This window comes from Citrobacter sp. Cpa228 (genome assembly GCF_030333085.1).
Lineage (GTDB): Bacteria > Pseudomonadota > Gammaproteobacteria > Enterobacterales > Enterobacteriaceae > Citrobacter > Citrobacter pasteurii.
Window position 1 is genome coordinate 144493 of sequence record NZ_JAOWGQ010000051.1, and the last position, 22475, is coordinate 166967.

The following is a 22475-nucleotide window of genomic DNA, read 5'->3' on the forward strand; positions in this document are numbered from 1 at the left end:
TATGAGGTGCAAAGTGTTTAAAAAATGTCTTCCGCTTTTACTGCTGTGCGCAGCACCTGCCTTCGCCAAACCTGTACTGACCGTCTATACCTACGACTCGTTCGCCGCTGACTGGGGTCCGGGTCCGACAATCAAAAACGCGTTTGAAGCTGACTGCAACTGTGAATTGAAACTGGTCGCGCTGGAAGATGGCGTTTCGCTGCTTAACCGCCTGCGCATGGAAGGAAAGAACAGCAAAGCCGACGTCGTGCTGGGGCTGGACAACAATCTTCTGGAAGCCGCCACGCAAACTAACCTGTTCGCCAAAAGCGGTGTGGCAAGTGACGCCGTTAACGTGCCAGGCGGCTGGAAAAACGACACCTTTGTCCCATTTGATTACGGTTATTTCGCCTTCGTTTATGATAAAAACAAGCTGAAAAACCCGCCGAAGAGCCTGAAGGAACTGGTAGAAAGCGACCAGAAATGGCGCGTCATTTATCAGGATCCACGTACCAGCACGCCAGGTCTGGGACTGCTGCTGTGGATGCAAAAAGTCTATGGCGATAAAGCACCAGAGGCCTGGCAGAAACTGGCGGCAAAAACCGTCACCGTCACCAAGGGCTGGAGTGAAGCCTACGGCCTGTTCCTGAAAGGTGAAAGCGATCTGGTGCTCAGCTACACCACCTCTCCGGCCTATCACATCATCGCCGAGAAAAAAGACAACTACGCCGCCGCTAATTTTAGCGAAGGCCACTATTTGCAGGTGGAAGTCGCCGCGCGAACCGCGGCCAGCAAGCAGCCGGAACTGGCCGAGAAATTCCTGAAGTTCATGGTGTCTCCGGCATTCCAGAATGCGATTCCGACCGGCAACTGGATGTATCCGGTGACGCAGGTCGCCCTGCCGTCAGGATTCGAGCAACTGACTAAGCCAGCCACCGCGCTGGAATTTACGCCGCAGCAGGTTGCGGCTCAACGTCAGGCATGGATTAGCGAATGGCAACGCGCCGTCAGCCGTTAATCCCCGGCTGGCTGGTTCCAGGGCTTACCGCCGCCACGCTGATGGTCGCCGTGGCCCTGGCCGCGTTTCTGGCGCTGTGGTTTAACGCCCCGCAGGGAGAGTGGCTCTCGCTGTGGCAAGATGACTACCTGTGGCACGTGGTGCGCTTTTCATTCTGGCAGGCTTTTCTATCCGCTGTGCTGTCGGTTGTCCCGGCGATTTTCCTTGCCAGAGCGCTCTATCGTCGTCGTTTTCCCGGACGTCTGGCGCTGCTGCGTCTGTGCGCAATGACGTTAATCCTGCCGGTGCTGGTCGCGGTCTTCGGTATTCTTAGCGTCTACGGTCGTCAGGGCTGGCTGGCCTCACTCTGGCATGCCTTCGGGCTGGAATGGACCTTTTCGCCGTACGGTTTGCAGGGCATTCTGCTGGCGCACGTCTTTTTCAATCTGCCGATGGCCAGCCGCCTGCTGTTGCAGTCGCTGGAGAATATTCCCGGTGAACAGCGACAGTTAGCCGCTCAGTTGGGTCTGCGCGGCTGGCATTTCTTCCGCTTTGTGGAATGGCCGTGGCTGCGCCGGCAAATCCTGCCCGTCGCAGCACTCATCTTTATGCTCTGTTTCGCCAGCTTCGCCACCGTTTTGTCGCTGGGCGGCGGGCCGCAGGCCACCACCATCGAGCTGGCGATTTATCAGGCGCTGAACTTTGATTACGATCCCGCCCGCGCCGCCATGCTGGCGTTGATCCAGATGATTTGTTGTCTGGCACTGGTGCTGCTCAGCCAACGCCTGAGCCGGGCCATCGCCCCCGGCACCACGCTGGTTCAGGGCTGGCGGGATCCCGACGATCGTCTACACAGCCGTCTGGCTGACGCACTGCTGATTAGTCTGGCTTTACTGCTACTGCTGCCGCCGCTGTTGGCGGTGATTGTCGATGGATTTAACCACCATATGCTGGACGTTCTTAGGCAACCCGTACTGTGGCAGGCGCTGGGAACCTCGCTGCGCATTGCGCTGGCGGCAGGGGCGTTGTGCGTCATACTCACCATGATGCTGCTCTGGAGTAGTCGTGAACTGCGTGCCCGCCAACAGGCGCTGGCAGGGCAAATGCTGGAGCTTAGCGGCATGATGATCCTCGCCATGCCGGGTATCGTGCTGGCAACCGGCTTCTTTCTGCTGCTCAATAATACCGTTGGACTCCCCGAGTCCGCTGACGGCATTGTCATTTTTACCAATGCGCTAATGGCGATCCCCTACGCGTTGAAGGTGCTGGAAAACCCAATGCGTGACGTGACCGCGCGTTACAGTATGTTGTGCCAGTCGTTAGGAATCGAGGGATGGTCGCGCCTGAAAGTGGTTGAACTGCGCGCCCTGAAGCGCCCACTGGCGCAGGCGATGGCCTTTGCCTGTGTTCTGTCGATTGGCGATTTTGGCGTAGTCGCCCTGTTCGGCAATGAAGATTTCCGCACCCTGCCGTTTTATTTATATCAGCAGATTGGCTCTTATCGCAGCCAGGATGGCGCGGTGACGGCGTTATTGCTGCTGATCCTGTGCTTTACGCTGTTTACCGTTATTGAGAAATTGCCGGGTCGAAATGTTAAAACTGATTGATATCACATGGCTTTATCACCATTTGCCCATGCGCTTTACGTTGTCGGTCGCGCGCGGTGAGCAGGTAGCGATACTCGGGCCAAGCGGCGCCGGGAAAAGTACGCTGTTGAATCTGATAGCAGGCTTTCTCACGCCTGCAAGCGGCACAATGATGATTGCAGGCGAAGATCACACCACCACACCGCCCTCTCGTCGCCCGGTTTCGATGCTGTTTCAGGAAAACAACCTGTTCAGCCATCTGAACGTGCAGCAAAACATCGGCCTGGGCCTGAATCCGGGATTGAAGCTGAACGCATCGCAGCGGGAGAAAATGCACCACATCGCCCGGCAAATGGGAATTGACTCACTGCTGGAGCGACTCCCCGGAGAGCTTTCCGGCGGGCAGCGACAACGCGTGGCGCTGGCGCGTTGCCTGGTGCGCGAACAACCCATTTTGCTGCTTGATGAACCGTTCTCTGCGCTTGACCCTGCGCTGCGCCAGGAGATGTTAACGCTGGTGGCCGGAGTCTGTCGCGATAAGCAGCTTACATTGCTGATGGTTTCGCACAGCGTTGAAGATGCGGCGCGCATTGCGACTCGTTCGATTGTGGTCGCCGATGGACGCATCGCCTGGCAGGGCAAAACGGATGCGTTATTAAGCGGCCAGGCCAGCGCCTCGGCGCTATTGGGCATTAAAGCATAATGCATTGCCGGATGACGGCGTAAACGCCTTATCCGGCCTACAGGTCGCACATTTTGTAGGCCGGATAAGGCGAAGCCGCCATCCGGCAAAGGAATCGTCAGTAACCCACCACTTTGCGCAGAATATCGATATACACCGGCATCAGTGGATGTCGCAGCAACGCCACCAGCGCAACCACGCCAATGCCGAGCGTCAACGGCGCCAGATACAACAAACGGCTACGGGGGAAATACGCGGTTAAGCGATCGGCAGCCGCTTTGCCGCTGCGCCACAACCGCCAGCAAAACCAACCGCCTACCCACAGCAGTAGCGCCGTGGCCAGCAGCAACCATTTGAAATCCCCGCTCTGCATATCAGCAGGAATATCGATTGCCGCCCCCGCCAGGATCCCTGGCAGAAAATAGAACGGCGGCCACAACACACAGCCGATGATATTGGGAACGATGAACTTGGCGACGGGCAGATCCAGCATACCCGCCACCATCGGCACCAAAGGCCGCGTCGGGCCAACAAAGCGCCCCACCAGGATGGTAAACATGCTGTGCTGATGCAACGCGTGCTCGGTTTTATCCAGCAACGCCTTGTTCTTTTTCATAAACGACCAACGGTGCAACGGCTTTTTAAAGCGCCAGCCCAGCCAGAAAGAGATCCAGTCCCCCAACAAGCAACCAATGATGCCCGCAAGCCAGGCATGCCAGAAATTCAGTTCACCGCTGCCAATCAGCGCCCCCAACCCCGCCATCATCACGGTGCCAGGTAGAATCAGGCCAACCAGCGCCAGAGACTCTAAAAAAGCCACCAGAAGCACAGCTATCAAAGAGTACATGGCGGACTGGAGAATAAAGTGTTCCAGCAATGCTTGCATAATGTGTCCGTCAGATTTACGAAGCAGGGATTCTGCTAACCCTTCTCAACTTCGTCAAGCCATCAATTGTCTGAATAGATTGCGAGTTATGACAACTTTCAGGACACATCATTCACTTTTTATTCACATCCAGCGCGAAACTCGCTCGGACTGGCACCAGTGCATTTTTTGAAAACGCGGGAGAAATAGAGTTGGTCGTCAAAGCCAACATTGCGACCCACCGTGGCAATAGGCATACGTGTGGTGCTCAGCAGTAACTTGGCCTGGCTGATACGCTGATCCTCACGCCAGCTTAATACGCTGATGCCCAACTGCTGACGGAACAGATGCGACAAACGGGAAGGCGACAGGCAGACGTGTTGTGCGACGCTGGCAATATCAAAATTACTGTCCGCCAGGTGATCGCTGATGTACTGGCAGGCATCGCGCACGCGGTTATCCATCGGCGGATGCAGCGATTCGTTAATCGCGTCCATACGTCTGAGCAATAATTGCTCCAGCAGGTTTATCGCCAACAGTTCGGAATAGCGCCCTTCTCCCTGCCCGGCATGAATGATCTGTCCAAACAGTTCGTTAAAATGCGGCTGGTGCGCTTCGTCCGGGCGGAAAAAGCCAGTCTGGGCAAAGATTGCCGGCCAGGCCAGCCACTCCTGCCAGTAGGCGCGCGGCCGGAAGTAGACCCACTGGTGGTACCATTCGCTGGCATCAGGATGGCGTCCGTAGTGGTGAATTTCTCCGGGTGGAAACAGCAAAATATCCCCAGGACGACAGACAAACTGCTTGCCCTGGTTATTGATAACCCCCTCGCCACGGATGGTGAGATTGAGGATATAGCCCTTCATCCCCAGCGGCCGGTCGATAAAAAAATCCAGGTATCCGTTCGCCTCAATGGGGGTTAATCCGGCCACCAAGTGCGCGTTAAACGAATAGCCTGGTAGCAGGGGATCGTTTTGCGTTTCAGCCATAATTTCAATACTCCCTAGGTTCTGCCAAGAAACAATTTGTCCATATTACGTCAGACATCATCGCCGTCGCCGCTGCGGGCCGCTTTGTTTGCGATAATGGACCATCAACCCCGCTTGTGAAAAGCTCTTTGTAAAAAACATGTACTACGCCAACGTCAAAATCGGCTAACAAAAGTGTCTATAACTACGGCAGAAATGTCCACATTGATTATTTGCACAGCGTCACACTTTGTGATGCCACAGCATTTTAATCCATAAGATTAGCGGATCCTGCCTGACGGTTTTTATCGCTACTCACTACTGTTTATCCATACCCGTATTTTTGGATGGAGTAAGACGATGGCGATTGCAATTGGCCTCGATTTTGGTAGTGATTCAGTACGCGCTTTGGCGGTGGAATGTGCCACCGGCGAAGAGATCGCCACCAGCGTTGAGTGGTATCCACGTTGGCAGGAAGGGCAGTATTGCGATGGCCCAAACAACCAGTTTCGCCATCATCCGCGCGACTACATTGAATCCATGGAAGCGGCGCTGAAAACCGTGCTGGCCGAACTGAGCGCTGAACAGCGCGCGGAAGTGGTCGGGATTGGCGTTGACAGTACCGGCTCAACCCCGGCACCTATCGATGCCGAGGGCAACGTACTGGCGCTGCGTCCGGAGTTCGCTGAAAACCCGAATGCAATGTTTGTCCTGTGGAAAGATCACACCTCAGTCGAAGAAGCTGAAGAAATTACCCGTCTGTGCCACGCACCGGGCAAGATCGATTACTCCCGCTATATCGGCGGTATTTATTCCAGCGAATGGTTCTGGGCCAAAATCCTACATGTAACCCGCCAGGATAACGCGGTCGCAGAGGCTGCGGTTTCATGGATTGAGCTGTGCGACTGGGTTCCGGCCCTGCTCTCCAATACCGTACGTCCACAGGATATTCGCCGCGGACGTTGCAGCGCCGGACACAAATCCCTGTGGCATGAAAGCTGGGGCGGCCTACCGCCAGCCAGTTTCTTTGATGAGCTCGACCCCATCCTTAACCACCATCTGCCATACCCAATGTTTACCGATACCTTCACGGCCGACCTGCCGGTTGGCACCCTGTGCGCCGAGTGGGCACAGCGTCTGGGGCTACCGGAAAGCGTGGTGATTGCAGGCGGCGCTTTTGACTGCCATATGGGTGCGGTCGGCGCGGGCGCACAACCCAATACGCTGGTAAAAGTCATCGGCACGTCGACCTGCGACATTCTGATTGCCGACAAACACAGCGTCGGCGAACGCGCGGTGAAAGGCATATGCGGCCAGGTTGATGGCAGCGTCGTACCGGATTTTATTGGCCTTGAGGCGGGGCAGTCCGCATTCGGCGATATCTATGCCTGGTTTAGCCGCGTGTTGAGCTGGCCGCTGGAGCAGCTTGCCGCGCAGCATCCGGAGCTGAAGACCCAGATTAAAGCCAGCCAAAAACAACTGCTGCCAGCGCTCACCGAAGCCTGGGCGAAAAATCCGTCGCTGGATCACCTGCCGGTGGTGCTCGACTGGTTTAACGGTCGCCGTACGCCCAATGCCAACCAGCGTTTGAAAGGGGTGATTACCGATCTCAATCTGGCCACCGACGCACCAGCGCTGTTCGGTGGGCTGATTGCCGCCACGGCCTTTGGCGCACGTGCCATTCAGGAATGCTTCACCGATCAAGGCATTGCGGTTAATAACGTGATGGCGTTAGGCGGTATCGCCCGTAAAAACCCGGTCATCATGCAGGCCTGCTGTGACGTGCTAAACCGTCCGCTACAGATTGTCGCTTCCGACCAGTGCTGCGCACTTGGCGCGGCTATCTTCGCCGCCGTTGCCGCGAAAGTACACGCCGATATCCCGGCCGCTCAGCAAAAAATGGCGAGTGCCGTGGAAAACACACTGCAACCTCGTCCAGAACAGGCTCAACGTTTTGAACAGCTTTACCGCCGCTACCAGCAGTGGGCGATTAGCGCTGAACAACAATACCTTCCGACTGCCGCTCCGGCGCAACAAGCCCCGGTAGACCTGGCAACCCTGACACATTAAGGACACGACAATGACGATTTTTGATAACTATGAAGTGTGGTTTGTGATTGGTAGCCAGCATCTGTATGGCCCTGAAACCCTGCGTCAGGTAACTCAACATGCGGAGCACGTCGTTAACGCACTGAATACCGAAGCTAAACTGCCCTGCAAACTGGTGTTAAAACCGCTGGGTACGCGTCCGGATGAAATAACCAACATCTGTCGCGACGCCAACTACGACGACAAATGCGCAGGTATGGTGGTGTGGCTGCACACCTTCTCGCCGGCGAAAATGTGGATCAACGGCCTGACTATCCTTAATAAACCGCTACTTCAGTTCCACACCCAGTTCAACGCCGCCCTGCCGTGGGACAGCATTGATATGGACTTTATGAACCTGAACCAAACCGCGCACGGCGGCCGTGAGTTCGGCTTTATCGGCGCACGTATGCGTCAGCAGCACGCCGTGGTCACCGGTCACTGGCAGGACAAACAGGCACACGAACGCATCGGCTCCTGGATGCGCCAGGCCGTGTCCAAACAGGACACTCGCCATCTGAAAGTCTGCCGTTTTGGCGACAACATGCGCGAAGTTGCGGTCACCGATGGCGATAAAGTTGCCGCGCAGATCAAATTCGGCTTCTCGGTAAACACCTGGGCCGTGGGCGATCTGGTACAGGTCGTGAACGCAATTAGCGACGGCGAAATCAACGCGCTCATCGATGAGTATGAAAGCACCTATACCATGACGGCGGCAACGCAAGTCCACGGTGAAAAACGTCAGAACGTCCTGGAAGCGGCCCGTATTGAACTGGGGATGAAGCGCTTCCTGGAACAGGGCGGATTCCACGCCTTCACCACCACATTTGAAGATTTACACGGTCTGAAACAGCTTCCGGGTCTGGCCGTACAGCGTCTGATGCAGCAAGGCTACGGCTTTGCGGGCGAAGGCGACTGGAAAACCGCCGCTCTGCTTCGCATCATGAAGGTGATGTCAACCGGTCTGCAGGGCGGCACCTCATTTATGGAGGATTACACCTACCACTTCGAGAAAGGCAACGATCTGGTACTCGGTTCGCACATGTTGGAAGTGTGCCCGTCTATCGCGGTGGAAGAGAAACCGATCCTCGACGTACAGCACCTCGGCATTGGCGGTAAAGACGATCCTGCCCGTCTGATCTTCAACACCAAAACCGGCCCGGCCGTGGTTGCCAGCCTGATCGATCTCGGCGATCGTTTTCGCCTGCTGGTTAACTGTATCGACACGGTACAAACGCCGCACTCCCTGCCGAAACTGCCGGTGGCAAACGCACTGTGGAAAGCCCAGCCGGATCTGCCAACCGCATCTGAAGCCTGGATCCTCGCCGGCGGCGCACATCACACCGTCTTCAGCCACGCGCTGGATCTGAACGATATGCGCCAGTTCGCTGAAATGCACGATATCGAGATCGCCGTGATCGACAACGATACCCGCCTGCCAGCCTTTAAAGACGCACTGCGCTGGAATGACGTGTATTACGGTTTTAAACGCTAAAGTACGGATTGCCCGGTGGCACTGCGTTTACCGGGCCTACAAATCACCGTAGGCCGGATAAGCGAAGCGCCATCCGGCATTCAGGAGTTAACATGCTAGAAGATCTTAAACGTCAGGTGCTGGAAGCCAATCTGGCGTTGCCTAAGCACAACCTGGTCACCCTGACCTGGGGCAACGTTAGCGCCGTCGATCGCGAACGCGGCGTATTTGTGATTAAACCATCCGGTGTCGATTACAGCGTAATGACTGCCGACGATATGGTCGTTGTCAGTATTGCAACAGGCGAAGTGGTGGAAGGCCAGAAAAAACCCTCTTCTGATACCCCAACGCACCGTCTGCTGTACCAGGCATTCCCGACCATTGGCGGCATTGTTCACACCCATTCCCGTCACGCAACCATCTGGGCGCAGGCAGGTCAGTCTATTCCGGCCACGGGAACCACTCATGCGGACTATTTCTACGGCACGATTCCCTGCACACGGAAAATGACCGAGGAAGAAATCAACGGCGAATATGAATGGGAAACCGGGAATGTGATCGTCGAAACCTTTGAGAAACAAGGCATTGACGCTTCGCAGATGCCAGGCGTGCTGGTGCACTCTCACGGTCCGTTTGCCTGGGGAAAAAATGCTGAAGATGCCGTACACAACGCCATCGTGCTGGAAGAAGTGGCCTATATGGGGATCTTCTGCCGCCAGCTTGCGCCGCAATTGCCGGATATGCAGCAAACCCTGCTGGATAAACACTACCTGCGCAAACACGGCGCAAAAGCCTACTACGGGCAGTAGTCCCTGCTGACACATAACAACTGTATAAAATCACAGCCAATCTATCAGAACCAGGCTATAATAATGCCTGGTTTTTTAATGGATACACAGCGTGGCGCAGGCAGGCTTTATTCTAACCCGACACTGGCGGGATACCCCGCAGGGGACAGAGGTTTCATTCTGGCTGGCAACGGACAGCGGGCCATTGCAGGTCACGCTTGCACCGCAGGAGTCGGTCGCTTTTATCCCCACCAGTCAGATCCCCCGCGTCACCACATTATTACGCACCGAAAAAGGCTATCGCCTGGAGCCGCTTCAGCTGCAAGACTTTCACCGTCAGCCCGTTTCTGGCCTGTATTGCCACTCACATCGCCAGCTTATGAGGCTGGAAAAACTGCTGCGCGAAAATGGTGTAACGGTTTACGAGGCCGATGTGCGTCCACCAGAACGTTATCTGATGGAACGTTTTATTACCTCCCCGGTTTGGGTCGAAGGTACTCCTCAAAACAACACACTGATTAATGCCCGCCTGAAGCCGAACCCGGACTACCGACCACCGTTGAAATGGGTCTCGCTGGATATCGAAACCACGCGCCACGGCGAACTCTACTGCATCGGCCTTGAAGGCTGCGGGCAGCGAATTGTCTACATGCTCGGCCCGGAAAACGGTAATGCCTCGGCGCTGGATTTTGAACTTGAGTACGTCGCAAGCCGTCCGCTGCTACTGGAAAAGCTCAACGACTGGGTTGCCCGTCACGATCCTGATGTCATTATCGGCTGGAACGTCGTGCAGTTCGATTTACGCGTCCTGCAAAAGCACGCCGAACGCTACCGTATTCCCCTGCTTTTTGGTCGGGATAACAGCGAGCTGGAGTGGCGCGAGCATGGCTTCAAAAATGGCGTCTTCTTCGCGCAGGCTAAAGGTCGTCTGATTATTGACGGCATTGAGGCGCTCAAATCCGCATTCTGGAATTTCTCGTCATTTTCGCTGGAAACGGTGTCGCAGGAGCTACTGGGTGAAGGGAAGTCGATCGATAACCCATGGGACAGAATGGACGAAATCGATCGCCGGTTTGCCCACGATAAGCCCGCGCTTGCCACCTACAATCTCAAAGACTGTGAACTGGTCACCCGCATTTTTCATAAAACCGAGATCATGCCGTTTCTGCTGGAGCGTTCAACGGTTAACGGCCTGCCGGTCGACAGGCACGGCGGTTCGGTCGCCGCCTTTGGTCATCTCTACCTGCCGCGCATGCATCGGGCGGGCTATGTGGCACCGAATCTGGGTGAAATCCCTGCCCACGCCAGCCCCGGCGGCTACGTGATGGACTCACGCCCGGGTCTGTACGACTCCGTGCTGGTGCTGGATTACAAAAGCCTGTACCCGTCAATTATTCGTACTTTCTTGATCGATCCAGTGGGGCTTATCGAAGGGATGGCGCATCCGGATAAGGAGCACAGTACCGAAGGGTTCCTTGACGCCTGGTTCTCTCGTGAAAAGCACTGCCTGCCGGAAATCGTGACCCGGATCTGGCATGGGCGCGAAGAAGCAAAACGCCACGGCAATAAACCGCTCTCGCAGGCGCTGAAAATCATCATGAATGCGTTTTACGGCGTGCTGGGAACCACCGCCTGCCGCTTTTTCGACCCGAGGCTGGCTTCGTCCATCACCATGCGTGGCCACGCGATCATGCGTCAGACCAAAGCGCTGATTGAAGCTCAGGGTTACGACGTCATCTATGGCGATACCGACTCCACTTTTGTCTGGCTTAAAAAAGCGCATTCGGAAGCCGATGCGGCCCGGATTGGGCGGGAACTGGTGAGCTACGTCAACGACTGGTGGGCGCAGTCGCTGAAACAACAAAAACTGACCAGTGCGCTGGAGCTGGAGTTTGAAACCCACTTTTGTCGCTTTCTGATGCCGACCATACGCGGCGCTGATACCGGCAGCAAAAAGCGTTACGCCGGGATGATTCAGGAAGGTACAGAGCAGCGCATGGTATTTAAGGGCCTGGAAACGGTACGAACTGACTGGACGCCGCTGGCTCAGCAGTTTCAGCAGGCGCTGTACCTGCGAATTTTTCGCAACGAGCCTTACCAGGAGTTTGTTCGCGAGACTATCGACCGTCTGATGGCGGGTGAACTGGACGACCAACTGGTGTATCGCAAACGCCTGCGTCGCCCGTTAAGCGAATACCAGCGCAATGTGCCGCCACACGTGCGCGCCGCGCGCCTCGCCGATGAGCAAAATGTAAAGCTGGGACGTCCGCCGCAGTATCAGAATCGCGGCACCATTAAATATGTCTGGACGATAAATGGTCCAGAACCCGTGGATTATCAGCTTTCAGCCCTTGACTACGAGCACTATTTGACCCGGCAGATCCAGCCCGTAGCCGAGGGAATACTTCCCTTTATCGATGATAACTTTGCTACACTACTCACAGGGCAACTGGGGTTATTTTGACGCGTGACGAAACCGTCGCCATCCAGTACCATAGCGCCCTTTCCATTCCTGGACCCCAATACACTTGCTGCCACTTTACTCTGGCAGAGGGTGAGTATTGCCTGCAACTAAAGATATAGAGCCGAACATATATGCCTTTTACACTTGGTCAACGCTGGATCAGCGATACAGAAAGCGAATTGGGACTTGGTACCGTTGTCGCCATGGATGCGCGAACCGTCACATTACTTTTCTCTTCGACGGGCGAAAACCGTCTGTATGCGCGCAGTGATTCCCCCGTGACCCGCGTGATGTTCAATCCTGGTGATACGATAACAAGCCATGAAGGCTGGCAACTGCATGTCGATGAAGTAAAAGAAGAAAACGGCCTGCTTGCCTATATCGGAACCCGCCTTGATACCGAAGAAACCGGTGTAACGCTGCGTGAAGTTCTGCTCGACAGCAAGCTGGTATTCAGCAAACCACAGGATCGCCTGTTTGCCGGCCAGATTGACCGTATGGATCGCTTTGCGCTGCGCTATCGTGCGCGTAAATTTCAGAGCGAACAGTACCGTATGCCGTGGAGTGGTTTGCGTGGTCAACGTACCAGCCTGATCCCCCACCAGCTCAACATCGCCCACGACGTCGGCCGTCGTCATGCTCCTCGCGTATTGCTGGCTGACGAAGTAGGTTTAGGTAAAACCATTGAAGCCGGGATGATCCTGCATCAACAGCTGCTGTCAGGCGCCGCAGAGCGCGTGCTGATTATCGTCCCGGAGACGTTACAGCACCAGTGGCTGGTCGAAATGCTGCGTCGTTTCAACCTGCGCTTTGCGCTGTTTGATGATGAGCGTTATGCAGAAGCGCAGCACGATGCCTACAACCCGTTTGAAACCGAACAGTTGGTTATCTGTTCGCTGGACTTTGCCCGTCGCAGTAAACAGCGCCTGGAGCATCTGTGTGACGCCGAATGGGATCTGCTGATTGTCGATGAAGCCCATCACCTGGTGTGGAGCGAAGACGCGCCCAGCCGTGAATATATGGCCGTTGAACAACTGGCAGAACGCGTACCGGGCATCCTGCTGCTGACCGCAACGCCGGAACAGCTAGGCCTGGAAAGCCACTTTGCGCGCCTGCGCCTGCTGGACCCCAGCCGTTTCCACGATTTCGCCCAGTTTGTTGAAGAACAGAAAAATTACCGTCCGGTCGCCGATGCCGTCGCTATGCTGCTGGCAGGCAACAAGCTGAGCAACAATGAGCTGAACATGTTAGGCGACATGATTGGCGAACAGGACATTGAACCGTTATTGCAGGCGGCAAACAGCGACAGCGAAGACGCCCAGAGCGCGCGTCAGGAGCTGGTTTCAATGCTGATGGACAGACACGGCACCAGCCGCGTGCTGTTCCGTAACACCCGTAACGGCGTGAAAGGCTTCCCGAAACGCGAACTGCATACCATCAAGCTGCCGCTGCCAACCCAATACCAGACGGCGATTAAAGTCTCCGGCATTATGGGCGCGCGTAAGAGTGCAGAAGACCGGGCGCGCGACATGCTCTACCCGGAACAGATTTATCAGGAATTCGAAGGCGACACCGGCACCTGGTGGAACTTTGATCCGCGCGTGGAATGGCTGATGGGCTACCTGACCAGCCATCGCTCGCAAAAAGTACTGGTTATCTGTGCAAAAGCCACCACCGCGCTGCAACTGGAGCAGGTGCTGCGCGAGCGTGAAGGTATCCGCGCCGCCGTGTTCCATGAAGGGATGTCGATCATTGAACGTGACCGCGCTGCGGCCTGGTTTAGCGAAGAAGATAGCGGCGCGCAGGTAATGCTGTGCTCCGAAATCGGCTCCGAGGGACGTAACTTCCAGTTCGCCAGTAATCTGGTGATGTTTGACCTGCCGTTCAACCCGGACCTGCTGGAACAGCGTATTGGTCGTCTGGACCGTATCGGTCAGGCGCATGATATTCAGATTCACGTTCCGTACCTGGAAAAAACCGCGCAATCCGTACTGGTGCGTTGGTACCACGAAGGTCTGGATGCGTTCGAACACACCTGCCCGACCGGACGTACCATCTATGACACGGTATATAACAACCTGATCGGCTACCTGGCGGAGCCAGAAAATACCGATGGCTTTGATGATCTGATCAAAACCTGCCGCGAACAACATGACGCATTGAAAGCGCAACTGGAGCAAGGTCGCGATCGTCTGCTGGAGATCCACTCTAACGGCGGTGAAAAAGCGCTGGCACTGGCTGAGAGCATTGAAGAGCAGGACGACGATACCAGCCTGATCGCCTTCGCCATGAACCTGTTTGATATCGTTGGTATTAATCAGGATGACCGTGGTGACAATTTGATCGTGCTGACGCCGTCCGATCATATGCTGGTGCCAGATTTCCCTGGATTGCCGGAAGATGGCTGCACCATCACGTTCGAACGTGATGTCGCCCTGTCGCGTGAAGACGCGCAGTTTATTACCTGGGAGCATCCGCTGATCCGTAATGGTCTGGATCTCATCCTCTCCGGCGATACCGGCAGTAGCACCATTTCGTTGTTGAAAAACAAAGCATTGCCGGTCGGCACTCTGCTGGTTGAGCTGGTGTATGTGGTTGAAGCGCAGGCACCGAAACAGCTGCAGTTAAACCGCTTCCTGCCGCCAACGCCGGTACGTATGCTGCTGGATAAAAACGGCAATAACCTTGCCGCACAGGTTGAATTCGAAACCTTTAACCGTCAGCTCAGCGCCGTTAACCGCCACACCGGCAGTAAACTGGTCAACGCCGTGCAGCAGGACGTTCATGCCATTCTGCAACTCGGTGAAGCGCAGGTGGAAAAATCGGCTCGCGCGCTGATCGACGCGGCGCGTAAAGAAGCGGACGAAAAACTGACGGCGGAACTCTCCCGTCTGGAAGCGCTGCGCGCCGTTAACCCGAACATCCGTGATGACGAACTCAGCGCAATTGAAAGCAACCGTCAGCAGGTGATGGAAAGCCTGGATCAGGCGGGATGGCGTCTGGATGCCCTGCGCCTGATCGTCGTGACGCATCAGTAACGGAGCCATACATGGGGATGGAAAACTACAATCCGCCGCAGGAACCCTGGCTGGTTATCCTGTATCAGGATGAGCATATTATGGTGGTCAACAAGCCGAGCGGCTTGTTGTCCGTGCCGGGTCGTCTGGATGAACACAAAGACAGCGTGATGACGCGTATTCAGCGCGACTATCCGCAGGCTGAATCTGTCCATCGTCTGGATATGGCCACCAGCGGCGTGATTGTAGTGGCACTAACGAAAGCGGCAGAGCGCGAGCTAAAACGCCAGTTTCGCGAACGCGAACCGAAGAAACAGTATGTCGCGCGCGTGTGGGGACATCCGTCCCCCGCTGAAGGGCTGGTAGATTTACCACTGATTTGCGACTGGCCGAATCGGCCAAAGCAGAAAGTGTGTTATGAAACCGGAAAATCAGCGCAAACAGAATACGAAGTCGTGGAGTTTGCCGCGGATAATACCGCCCGGGTGGTGCTCAAACCCATTACTGGACGTTCCCATCAGCTACGCGTGCATATGCTGGCGTTAGGGCATCCAATTCTGGGTGACCGCTTCTATGCGCCACCGGAGGCGCTGGCAATGGCACCGAGACTGCTGCTGCATGCAGAGATGTTAACCATCACCCATCCCGAATACGGCAACAGTATGACGTTTAAAGTCCCGGCGGATTTTTAAATTCTGAGCCAATTTATGCCGGGGGCGCTTCGCTTGCCCGGCCTACATTCATTACCGTAGGCCGGATAAGGCGCTAGCCGCATCCGGCATAACGATTATTTAAAGCCTTTCTGTTCTTTAATTAGCTCGTAGGCTTTTTGAATTTCCTGCGCTTTTTGCTTCGCCATTTCCATCATTTCTGGCGGCAGGCCTTTCGCAACCAGTTTGTCCGGATGGTGCTCGCTCATCAGCTTACGATAGGCGCGCTTAATGGTGGTCGCATCATCGGTCGCTTTCACACCCAGCACATTGCAGGCGTCTTCCAGCGTCGGGCCACGTTGCGCCTGCTGCCAGCCACCGCCGCCGGACTGCTGCTGATATCCACCGCCAAACTGCGCGCCGCCCTGCATCATACGCAGGAACTGATCAAATTGGGTTCGTGAGATCCCCAATTCTTCAGCAATCACATACAGCACTTCACGCTCGTTAGGGTGCAACGATCCATCGGCAAATGCCGCCTGAATCTGAATCTCCAGGAACATGCGGATCAGATCGAATCGCCCAAAGCAGACGCTGCGAAACTGACGCATCTTTTCACGTAATGGGTAATTATCCGATTTTCCCACCCGGAACGCGTGTTGCGCGGCTGTACGCGAGTCGCCGTGTAAATTCATCCGGTCCATCAGCTGGCTGGCGATATGAATATCGGCTTCCGTGACGCGTCCTTTGGATTTGGTCAAATGCCCCATCACCTCAAAAGTGGTGGCAAAAAACAGCGCCTGACGCTCTCGTTGGTTGGCGAACCACGCCATTTTGCGCATGCGGGCTTTGTCGAACATATGGCCAACTAACAGGCCTAACACCACTCCCCAGAAGCCGCCGCCCATCATTAAGGCCACGGCCACACCAATAATCTTTCCCCAATACTGCATACATTCCCCAAATCTTTATGCTCTTGGCCAGGCTATGTCCCACAATATAAGGTGCTTTTACCGTTTTACGGCTGCGGTCAATTGTGGGACATCGCCTATAATTTGCATTATCATACCTGTCATTCAATGCCGTGCCTAACACCACGGAGCCTTAATCGGCAGGATTAACACTAGCGCAGTGAAGATGAGATAAGTTAGGCTGTGACCGTTTGTCACGCGCGACGCTACTGATGATGGAACAATAAATACAACGTATGAAAAAACGTATTCCCACTCTTCTGGCCACCATGATTGCCACCGCCCTCTATAGCCAACAGGGCCTGGCAGCCGATCTCGCCTCACAGTGCATGTTGGGCGTGCCAAGCTACAACCGTCCTCTGGTGCAGGGCGATACCAATGAGTTACCTGTCACCATCAATGCCGATCACGCGAAAGGGAACTACCCTGATGACGCCGTGTTTACCGGCAACGTGGATATTGCGCAGGGTAACAGCCGCCTACAAGCCGATGAAGTGCAGCTTCATCAAAAGCAGGCCGAAGGTCAACCCGCTCCCGTTCGTACCGTCGATGCGCTGGGCAACGTCCATTATGATGACAACCAGGTCATTCTGAAGGGACCAAAGGGTTGGGCAAACCTGAATACGAAAGACACCAACGTCTGGGAAGGTGACTACCAGATGGTGGGACGCCAGGGGCGCGGGAAAGCAGACCTGATGAAACAGCGCGGTGAGAATCGCTATACCATTCTGGAAAACGGCAGTTTTACCTCCTGTCTTCCGGGTTCCAATACCTGGAGCGTCGTCGGTAGCGAAGTGATCCATGACCGTGAAGAACAGGTCGCTGAAATCTGGAACGCCCGTTTTAAGCTGGGCCCAGTTCCTGTGTTTTACAGCCCCTATTTACAACTCCCTGTCGGCGATAAGCGCCGTTCCGGTTTCTTGATCCCGAACGCAAAATACTCCACCAAGAACTATTTTGAGTTCTACCTGCCGTATTACTGGAATATCGCGCCCAACATGGACGCCACCATTACGCCGCATTATATGCATCGCCGTGGCGGCATTATGTGGGAGAACGAATTCCGTTACCTGACCCAGGCGGGCACAGGTCTGATGGAACTCGATTATCTGAATTCCGACCGGGTCTACGACGACGAACATCCGAAAGATGACAATTCCCGTCGCTGGCTGTTCTACTGGCAGCACGCTGGGGTCATGGACCAGGTGTGGCGTTTCAACGTCGACTACACCAAAGTCAGCGACTCAAGCTACTTTAATGATTTTGACAATAAGTACGGTTCCAGCACCGACGGTTATGCGACACAGAAATTCAGTGTTGGCTATGCAGTGCAAAACTTTGATGCGACGGTCTCAACCAAGAAATTCCAGGTTTTTGACGATCAGAACAACAGCAGTTATTCCGCAGAACCGCAGTTAGACGTTAACTTCTATCAGAATGACGTTGGTCCATTTGATACCCGTATTTATGGACAGGCGGTGCATTTCGTCAATACCAATGACGACATGCCGGAAGCGACGCGTGTTCACCTTGAGCCGACCATCAATCTGCCGCTATCCAATCAGTGGGGAAGTATCAACACTGAAGCGAAGCTGATGGCGACGCACTACCAACAGACCAATCTGGACTGGTACAACAACAATCCGGGTAACGTAAATAAGCTCGACGACTCCGCTAACCGCGTCATGCCGCAGTTCAAAGTCGACGGTAAGTTGGTATTCGAACGTGACATGGAAATGCTGGCGCCAGGCTATACCCAGACGCTGGAGCCGCGTGCGCAGTATTTGTATGTGCCATATCGCAACCAAAGTCATATCTATAACTATGACTCTTCCCTGCTGCAAGCTGACTACAGTGGCCTGTTCCGTGACCGTACCTATGGCGGTCTGGATCGTATTGCCTCCGCTAACCAGGTAACGACAGGTGTCACATCTCGCGTTTATGATGACGCGGCCGTTGAACGTTTTAATATTTCTGTGGGTCAAATCTACTATTTCACCGAGTCTCGCACTGGCGATGACAACATAAAATGGGAGAATGACGACAAAACCGGTTCATTGGTATGGGCAGGTGATACCTACTGGCGCATCTCCGATCGTTGGGGTTTACGCGGTGGGATCCAGTACGACACGCGTCTGGAGAGTGTCGCCACCAGCAGCAGCAGCATCGAGTACCGCCGCGACGAAAACCGTATGCTGCAGTTGAACTACCGCTATGCCAGCCCGGAATATATCCAGGCGACACTGCCGTCGTATTACTCTACGGCAGATCAGTATAAAAACGGGATTTCTCAGGTGGGTGCAGTGGCGAGCGTGCCGATCGCTGAGCGTTGGTCAATCGTCGGAGCTTACTACTTCGATACCAATGTGAACAAAGTGGCGGATTCCATGCTGGGCTTGCAGTACAACTCCTGCTGTTATGCCATTCGCGTCGGCTACGAACGTAAGCTGAATGGTTGGGATGACACCCAGAAACACGCGGTATATGACAACTCGATCGGCTTTAATATCGAACTGCGTGGCCTGAGCTCCAACTATGGCCTTGGCACCAACCAGATGCTGCGTTCGAACATTTTGCCGTATCAAAGCTCTTTATGATCTGATTAATTGATACCCAATGGATTTCGAGCTGCATTGAGGCGGCAACTGAGAGAATCCCCAGGAGCTTACATAAGTAAGTGACTGGGGTGAGTGACAAATCTGTCAGGAACAGATTTGAACGTCGCACAGCGACGGCCCATAAGGGCGAGTCTCATGGATGAGACGAGTAACTCAGCAGCCAACAAAAATGCGGCTTGAAAGACGAAGGGTATAAAACGTAATCCGCATTGCGGTTAATTGATAATGGAAAAAGTATGAAGAACTGGAAAACGCTGCTTCTCGGTATCGCCATGGTCGCGAATACCAGTTTCGCTGCCCCACAGGTAGTCGATAAAGTCGCAGCCGTCGTCAATAACGGCGTCGTTCTGGAAAGCGACGTCGATGGCTTAATGCAGTCAGTAAAACTGAACGCGGGTCAGGCAGGTCAGCAATTACCGGACGATGCCACGCTGCGTCATCAGATCCTGGAACGTTTGATCATGGATCAAATCGTTCTGCAGATGGGTCAGAAGATGGGCGTAAAAATCTCTGATGAGCAGTTGGATCAGGCTATTGCCAACATTGCCAAGCAGAACAATATGACGCTGGATCAAATGCGCAGCCGTCTGGCTCAGGATGGTCTGAGTTATTCGACCTATCGCAACCAGATCCGTAAAGAGATGACCATCTCTGAAGTGCGTAATAATGAAGTTCGCCGTCGCGTCACGATCCTGCCACAGGAAGTTGATGCCCTTGCGCAGCAAGTTGGCAACCAAAATGATGCCAGCACTGAGCTGAACCTGAGCCACATTCTGATCCCACTGCCGGAAAACCCAACTTCCGATCAGGTAAACGAAGCGGAAAGCCAGGCACGTTCTGTGGTTGACGAAGCGCGTAACGGTAGCGATTTTGGCAAGCTGGCCATCACTTATTCTGCTGACCAGCAGGCGCTGAAAGGCGGCCAGATGGGCTGGGGACGTATTCAGGAACTGCCAGGTATCTTTGCTCAGGCGTTAAGCACCGCGAAAAAAGGCGATATTATTGGCCCGATTCGTTCAGGTGTCGGCTTCCATATTTTGAAAGTCAACGATATGCGTGGCCAGAGCCAGAGCGTCTCCGTGACTGAAGTTCACGCCCGCCATATTCTGCTGAAACCGTCGCCGATCATGACCGATCAGCAGGCTCGTCTGAAACTGGAACAAATCGCGGCTGATATTAAGAGCGGTAAAACGACCTTTGCAGCAGCCGCTAAAGAGTTTTCTCAGGATCCGGGTTCAGCAAACCAGGGCGGTGACCTGGGCTGGGCTGCAGCCGATATTTTCGATCCTGCTTTCCGCGATGCGCTGACCAAACTTCATAAAGGCCAGATGAGCGCCCCGGTGCACTCCTCTTTCGGCTGGCATCTGATCGAGCTGCTGGATACGCGTAACGTTGATAAAACTGACGCGGCACAGAAAGACAGAGCTTATCGCATGCTGATGAACCGTAAATTCTCAGAAGAAGCAGCGACCTGGATGCAGGAACAGCGCGCCAGTGCGTACGTTAAAATTTTGAGCAACTAATGACTCGAACTCAACGTGTTGTGATCACTCCCGGCGAACCCGCCGGGATTGGTCCGGATCTTGTGGTCCAGCTAGCACAGCGCGAGTGGCCGGTAGAACTCGTTGTTTGTGCTGATGCCGCGCTACTCCGTGACCGGGCAACCCTGCTCGGTTTACCGCTTTCACTTCTCCCCTATACTCCAGATACCCCAGCCCGACCGCAATCAGCCGGTACGCTGACGCTATTGCCGGTTGCGCTGCGCGCCCCTGTCGTCGCGGGCCAACTGGCGGTAGAGAATGGGCAATATGTAGTCGACACGCTGGCTCGCGCCTGCGATGGTTGTCTACAGGGCGAATTTGCAGCGCTGATAACCGGCCCCGTTCACAAGGGCGTCATCAATGACGCTGGCGTGCCGTTTACCGGGCATACCGAGTTTTTTGAGGAGCGTTCACAGGCGAAGAAAGTCGTGATGATGCTGGCAACGGAAGAGCTGCGTGTTGCCCTGGCGACCACACATCTGCCGCTTAAAGCCGTTGCTGACGCCATTACCCCGGCATTATTGCGGGAAGTGATCGGCATTCTGCATCATGATTTGCGCACTAAGTTTGGCCTGAACGATCCGCATATTCTGGTGTGCGGCCTTAACCCGCATGCCGGTGAAGGCGGCCATATGGGAATGGAAGAGATAGACACAATTATCCCGGTTCTCGATGAACTGCGTGCGCAGGGGATGAAATTAAATGGCCCGCTGCCCGCAGATACGCTGTTTCAGCCCAAATATCTCGACCACGCGGATGCCGTGCTGGCAATGTACCACGATCAGGGCCTCCCCGTGCTAAAATACCAGGGATTTGGTCGCGGGGTGAATATCACGCTGGGCCTGCCCTTTATTCGCACATCCGTCGATCACGGTACCGCGCTTGAACTTGCGGGACGTGGGCAAGCAGATGTCGGCAGTTTTATTACGGCGCTTAATCTCGCCATCAAAATGATTGTTAATACCAATGAATAATCGAGTCCATCAGGGCCACTTAGCCCGTAAACGTTTCGGGCAAAACTTCCTCAACGATCAGTTTGTGATCGAAAGTATTGTCTCTGCTATCAACCCGCAGAAAGGTCAGGCTATGGTCGAAATCGGCCCGGGCCTGGCTGCGTTAACCGAGCCAGTAGGCGAACGCCTGGACAAGCTCACGGTCATTGAGCTGGATCGCGATCTCGCCGCGCGCCTGCAAACGCACCCGTTTTTAGGGCCGAAGCTGACGATTTATCAGCAAGATGCCATGACCATGAACTTCGGCGAACTTGCCCAAACAATGGGGCAGCCGCTGCGTGTGTTCGGCAACCTGCCGTACAACATCTCCACGCCGCTGATGTTCCATCTTTTTACCTATACTGATGCCATTGCCGACATGCATTTCATGTTGCAAAAAGAGGTGGTCAATCGTCTGGTTGCAGGGCCAAACAGTAAAGCGTATGGTCGATTAAGCGTCATGGCGCAATATTACTGCAATGTGATCCCGGTACTTGAAGTGCCGCCATCGGCATTTACGCCCGCGCCTAAAGTCGATTCTGCGGTTGTGCGTCTGGTCCCTCACGCGACAATGCCGTACCCGGTTAAAGATGTTCGTGTGCTGAGCCGTATTACCACTGAAGCGTTTAATCAGCGTCGTAAAACGGTACGTAACAGCCTCGGTAATCTGTTCAGCGTTGAAGTACTCACAGAGTTGGGCATTGACCCGGCAATGCGAGCGGAAAATATCTCTGTCGCGCAATACTGCCGGATGGCTAACTATCTGTCGGAAAACGCGCCATCGAAGGAGAGTTAAAC

The 22475-nt window shown here is 54.7% G+C and carries 16 protein-coding genes; 13 read left to right on the forward strand and 3 right to left on the reverse strand.

The features are described 5' to 3' along the window. Positions 1-13 precede the first annotated feature (13 nt). Genes thiB through thiQ form a run of 3 tightly spaced genes read left to right on the forward strand, consistent with a single transcriptional unit; the run spans position 14 to position 3265 of the window. Positions 14-997, forward strand: a complete 984-nt coding sequence (gene thiB, locus OGX91_RS14420) for a thiamine ABC transporter substrate binding subunit (protein WP_040230148.1) — start codon at positions 14-16, stop codon at positions 995-997. Next, the gene (gene thiP / locus OGX91_RS14425) at positions 973-2583 is read left to right on the forward strand and encodes a thiamine/thiamine pyrophosphate ABC transporter permease ThiP (protein WP_005124534.1); all 1611 of its coding nucleotides are present in this window, start codon (positions 973-975) and stop codon (positions 2581-2583) included. The genes thiB and thiP overlap by 25 nt, the downstream gene beginning before the upstream one ends. Beyond that, positions 2567-3265 carry a thiamine ABC transporter ATP-binding protein ThiQ gene (thiQ, locus tag OGX91_RS14430; protein ID WP_188232455.1) on the forward strand — a complete coding sequence of 233 codons (699 nt, stop codon included), beginning with the start codon at positions 2567-2569 and terminating at the stop codon, positions 3263-3265. Before thiP ends, thiQ begins: the two co-directional genes overlap by 17 nt. Before the next feature lie 97 nt (positions 3266-3362). On the opposite strand, the gene OGX91_RS14435 is transcribed toward thiQ, so the two are convergent. Then, the gene (locus tag OGX91_RS14435; RefSeq protein ID WP_155021518.1) at positions 3363-4130 is read right to left on the reverse strand and encodes a DedA family protein; all 768 of its coding nucleotides are present in this window, start codon (positions 4128-4130) and stop codon (positions 3363-3365) included. 119 nt (positions 4131-4249) lie between these two features. Continuing rightward, positions 4250-5095, reverse strand: coding sequence for an arabinose operon transcriptional regulator AraC (gene araC, locus OGX91_RS14440; RefSeq protein ID WP_005124526.1), 846 nt, complete (start codon positions 5093-5095; stop codon positions 4250-4252). Between the two features lie 339 nt (positions 5096-5434). On the opposite strand from araC, the gene araB reads away from it, so the two are divergent. The 6 genes from araB to rluA all read left to right on the forward strand — a co-directional run bounded on the left by araB (position 5435) and on the right by rluA (position 15597). After that, the gene (araB, locus tag OGX91_RS14445; protein WP_005124523.1) at positions 5435-7144 is read left to right on the forward strand and encodes a ribulokinase; all 1710 of its coding nucleotides are present in this window, start codon (positions 5435-5437) and stop codon (positions 7142-7144) included. Positions 7145-7154: 10 nt separating this feature from the next. After that, positions 7155-8657: an L-arabinose isomerase gene (gene araA / locus OGX91_RS14450; RefSeq protein ID WP_040230154.1), complete on the forward strand. Its 1503-nt coding sequence runs from the start codon at positions 7155-7157 to the stop codon at positions 8655-8657. A 92-nt stretch (positions 8658-8749) separates the two neighbouring features. Further along, positions 8750-9445, forward strand: coding sequence for an L-ribulose-5-phosphate 4-epimerase (gene araD, locus OGX91_RS14455; protein WP_005124519.1), 696 nt, complete (start codon positions 8750-8752; stop codon positions 9443-9445). 91 nt (positions 9446-9536) lie between these two features. After that, positions 9537-11888 (forward strand): DNA polymerase II, encoded by a 2352-nt coding sequence (gene polB / locus OGX91_RS14460; protein WP_149691203.1) that lies wholly within the window; start codon positions 9537-9539, stop codon positions 11886-11888. 131 nt (positions 11889-12019) lie between these two features. Beyond that, complete coding sequence (rapA, locus tag OGX91_RS14465) at positions 12020-14926, forward strand: RNA polymerase-associated protein RapA (protein WP_005124513.1); 2907 nt, start codon at positions 12020-12022, stop codon at positions 14924-14926. Positions 14927-14937: 11 nt separating this feature from the next. After that, positions 14938-15597 carry a bifunctional tRNA pseudouridine(32) synthase/23S rRNA pseudouridine(746) synthase RluA gene (rluA, locus tag OGX91_RS14470; protein ID WP_040230158.1) on the forward strand — a complete coding sequence of 220 codons (660 nt, stop codon included), beginning with the start codon at positions 14938-14940 and terminating at the stop codon, positions 15595-15597. Between the two features lie 95 nt (positions 15598-15692). On the opposite strand, the gene djlA is transcribed toward rluA, so the two are convergent. After that, on the reverse strand, positions 15693-16508 hold the full coding sequence (djlA, locus tag OGX91_RS14475; protein WP_005124510.1) for a co-chaperone DjlA: 816 nt from the start codon (positions 16506-16508) through the stop codon (positions 15693-15695). Positions 16509-16762: 254 nt separating this feature from the next. Here djlA and lptD point away from each other — a divergent pair, with 254 nt between their 5' ends. The 4 genes from lptD to rsmA all read left to right on the forward strand — a co-directional run bounded on the left by lptD (position 16763) and on the right by rsmA (position 22473). Beyond that, entirely contained in the window at positions 16763-19123 is a 2361-nt protein-coding gene (lptD, locus tag OGX91_RS14480; RefSeq protein ID WP_199947474.1) for an LPS assembly protein LptD, read from the forward strand. A gap of 257 nt (positions 19124-19380) precedes the next feature. After that, the gene (gene surA / locus OGX91_RS14485) at positions 19381-20667 is read left to right on the forward strand and encodes a peptidylprolyl isomerase SurA (RefSeq protein ID WP_005124505.1); all 1287 of its coding nucleotides are present in this window, start codon (positions 19381-19383) and stop codon (positions 20665-20667) included. Further along, a complete protein-coding gene (gene pdxA, locus OGX91_RS14490; RefSeq protein WP_040230160.1) occupies positions 20667-21659 on the forward strand; it encodes a 4-hydroxythreonine-4-phosphate dehydrogenase PdxA in 993 nt (330 codons plus the stop codon). The genes surA and pdxA overlap by 1 nt, the downstream gene beginning before the upstream one ends. Next, positions 21652-22473 carry a 16S rRNA (adenine(1518)-N(6)/adenine(1519)-N(6))-dimethyltransferase RsmA gene (rsmA, locus tag OGX91_RS14495; RefSeq protein WP_005124503.1) on the forward strand — a complete coding sequence of 274 codons (822 nt, stop codon included), beginning with the start codon at positions 21652-21654 and terminating at the stop codon, positions 22471-22473. The genes pdxA and rsmA overlap by 8 nt, the downstream gene beginning before the upstream one ends. Positions 22474-22475 lie beyond the last annotated feature (2 nt).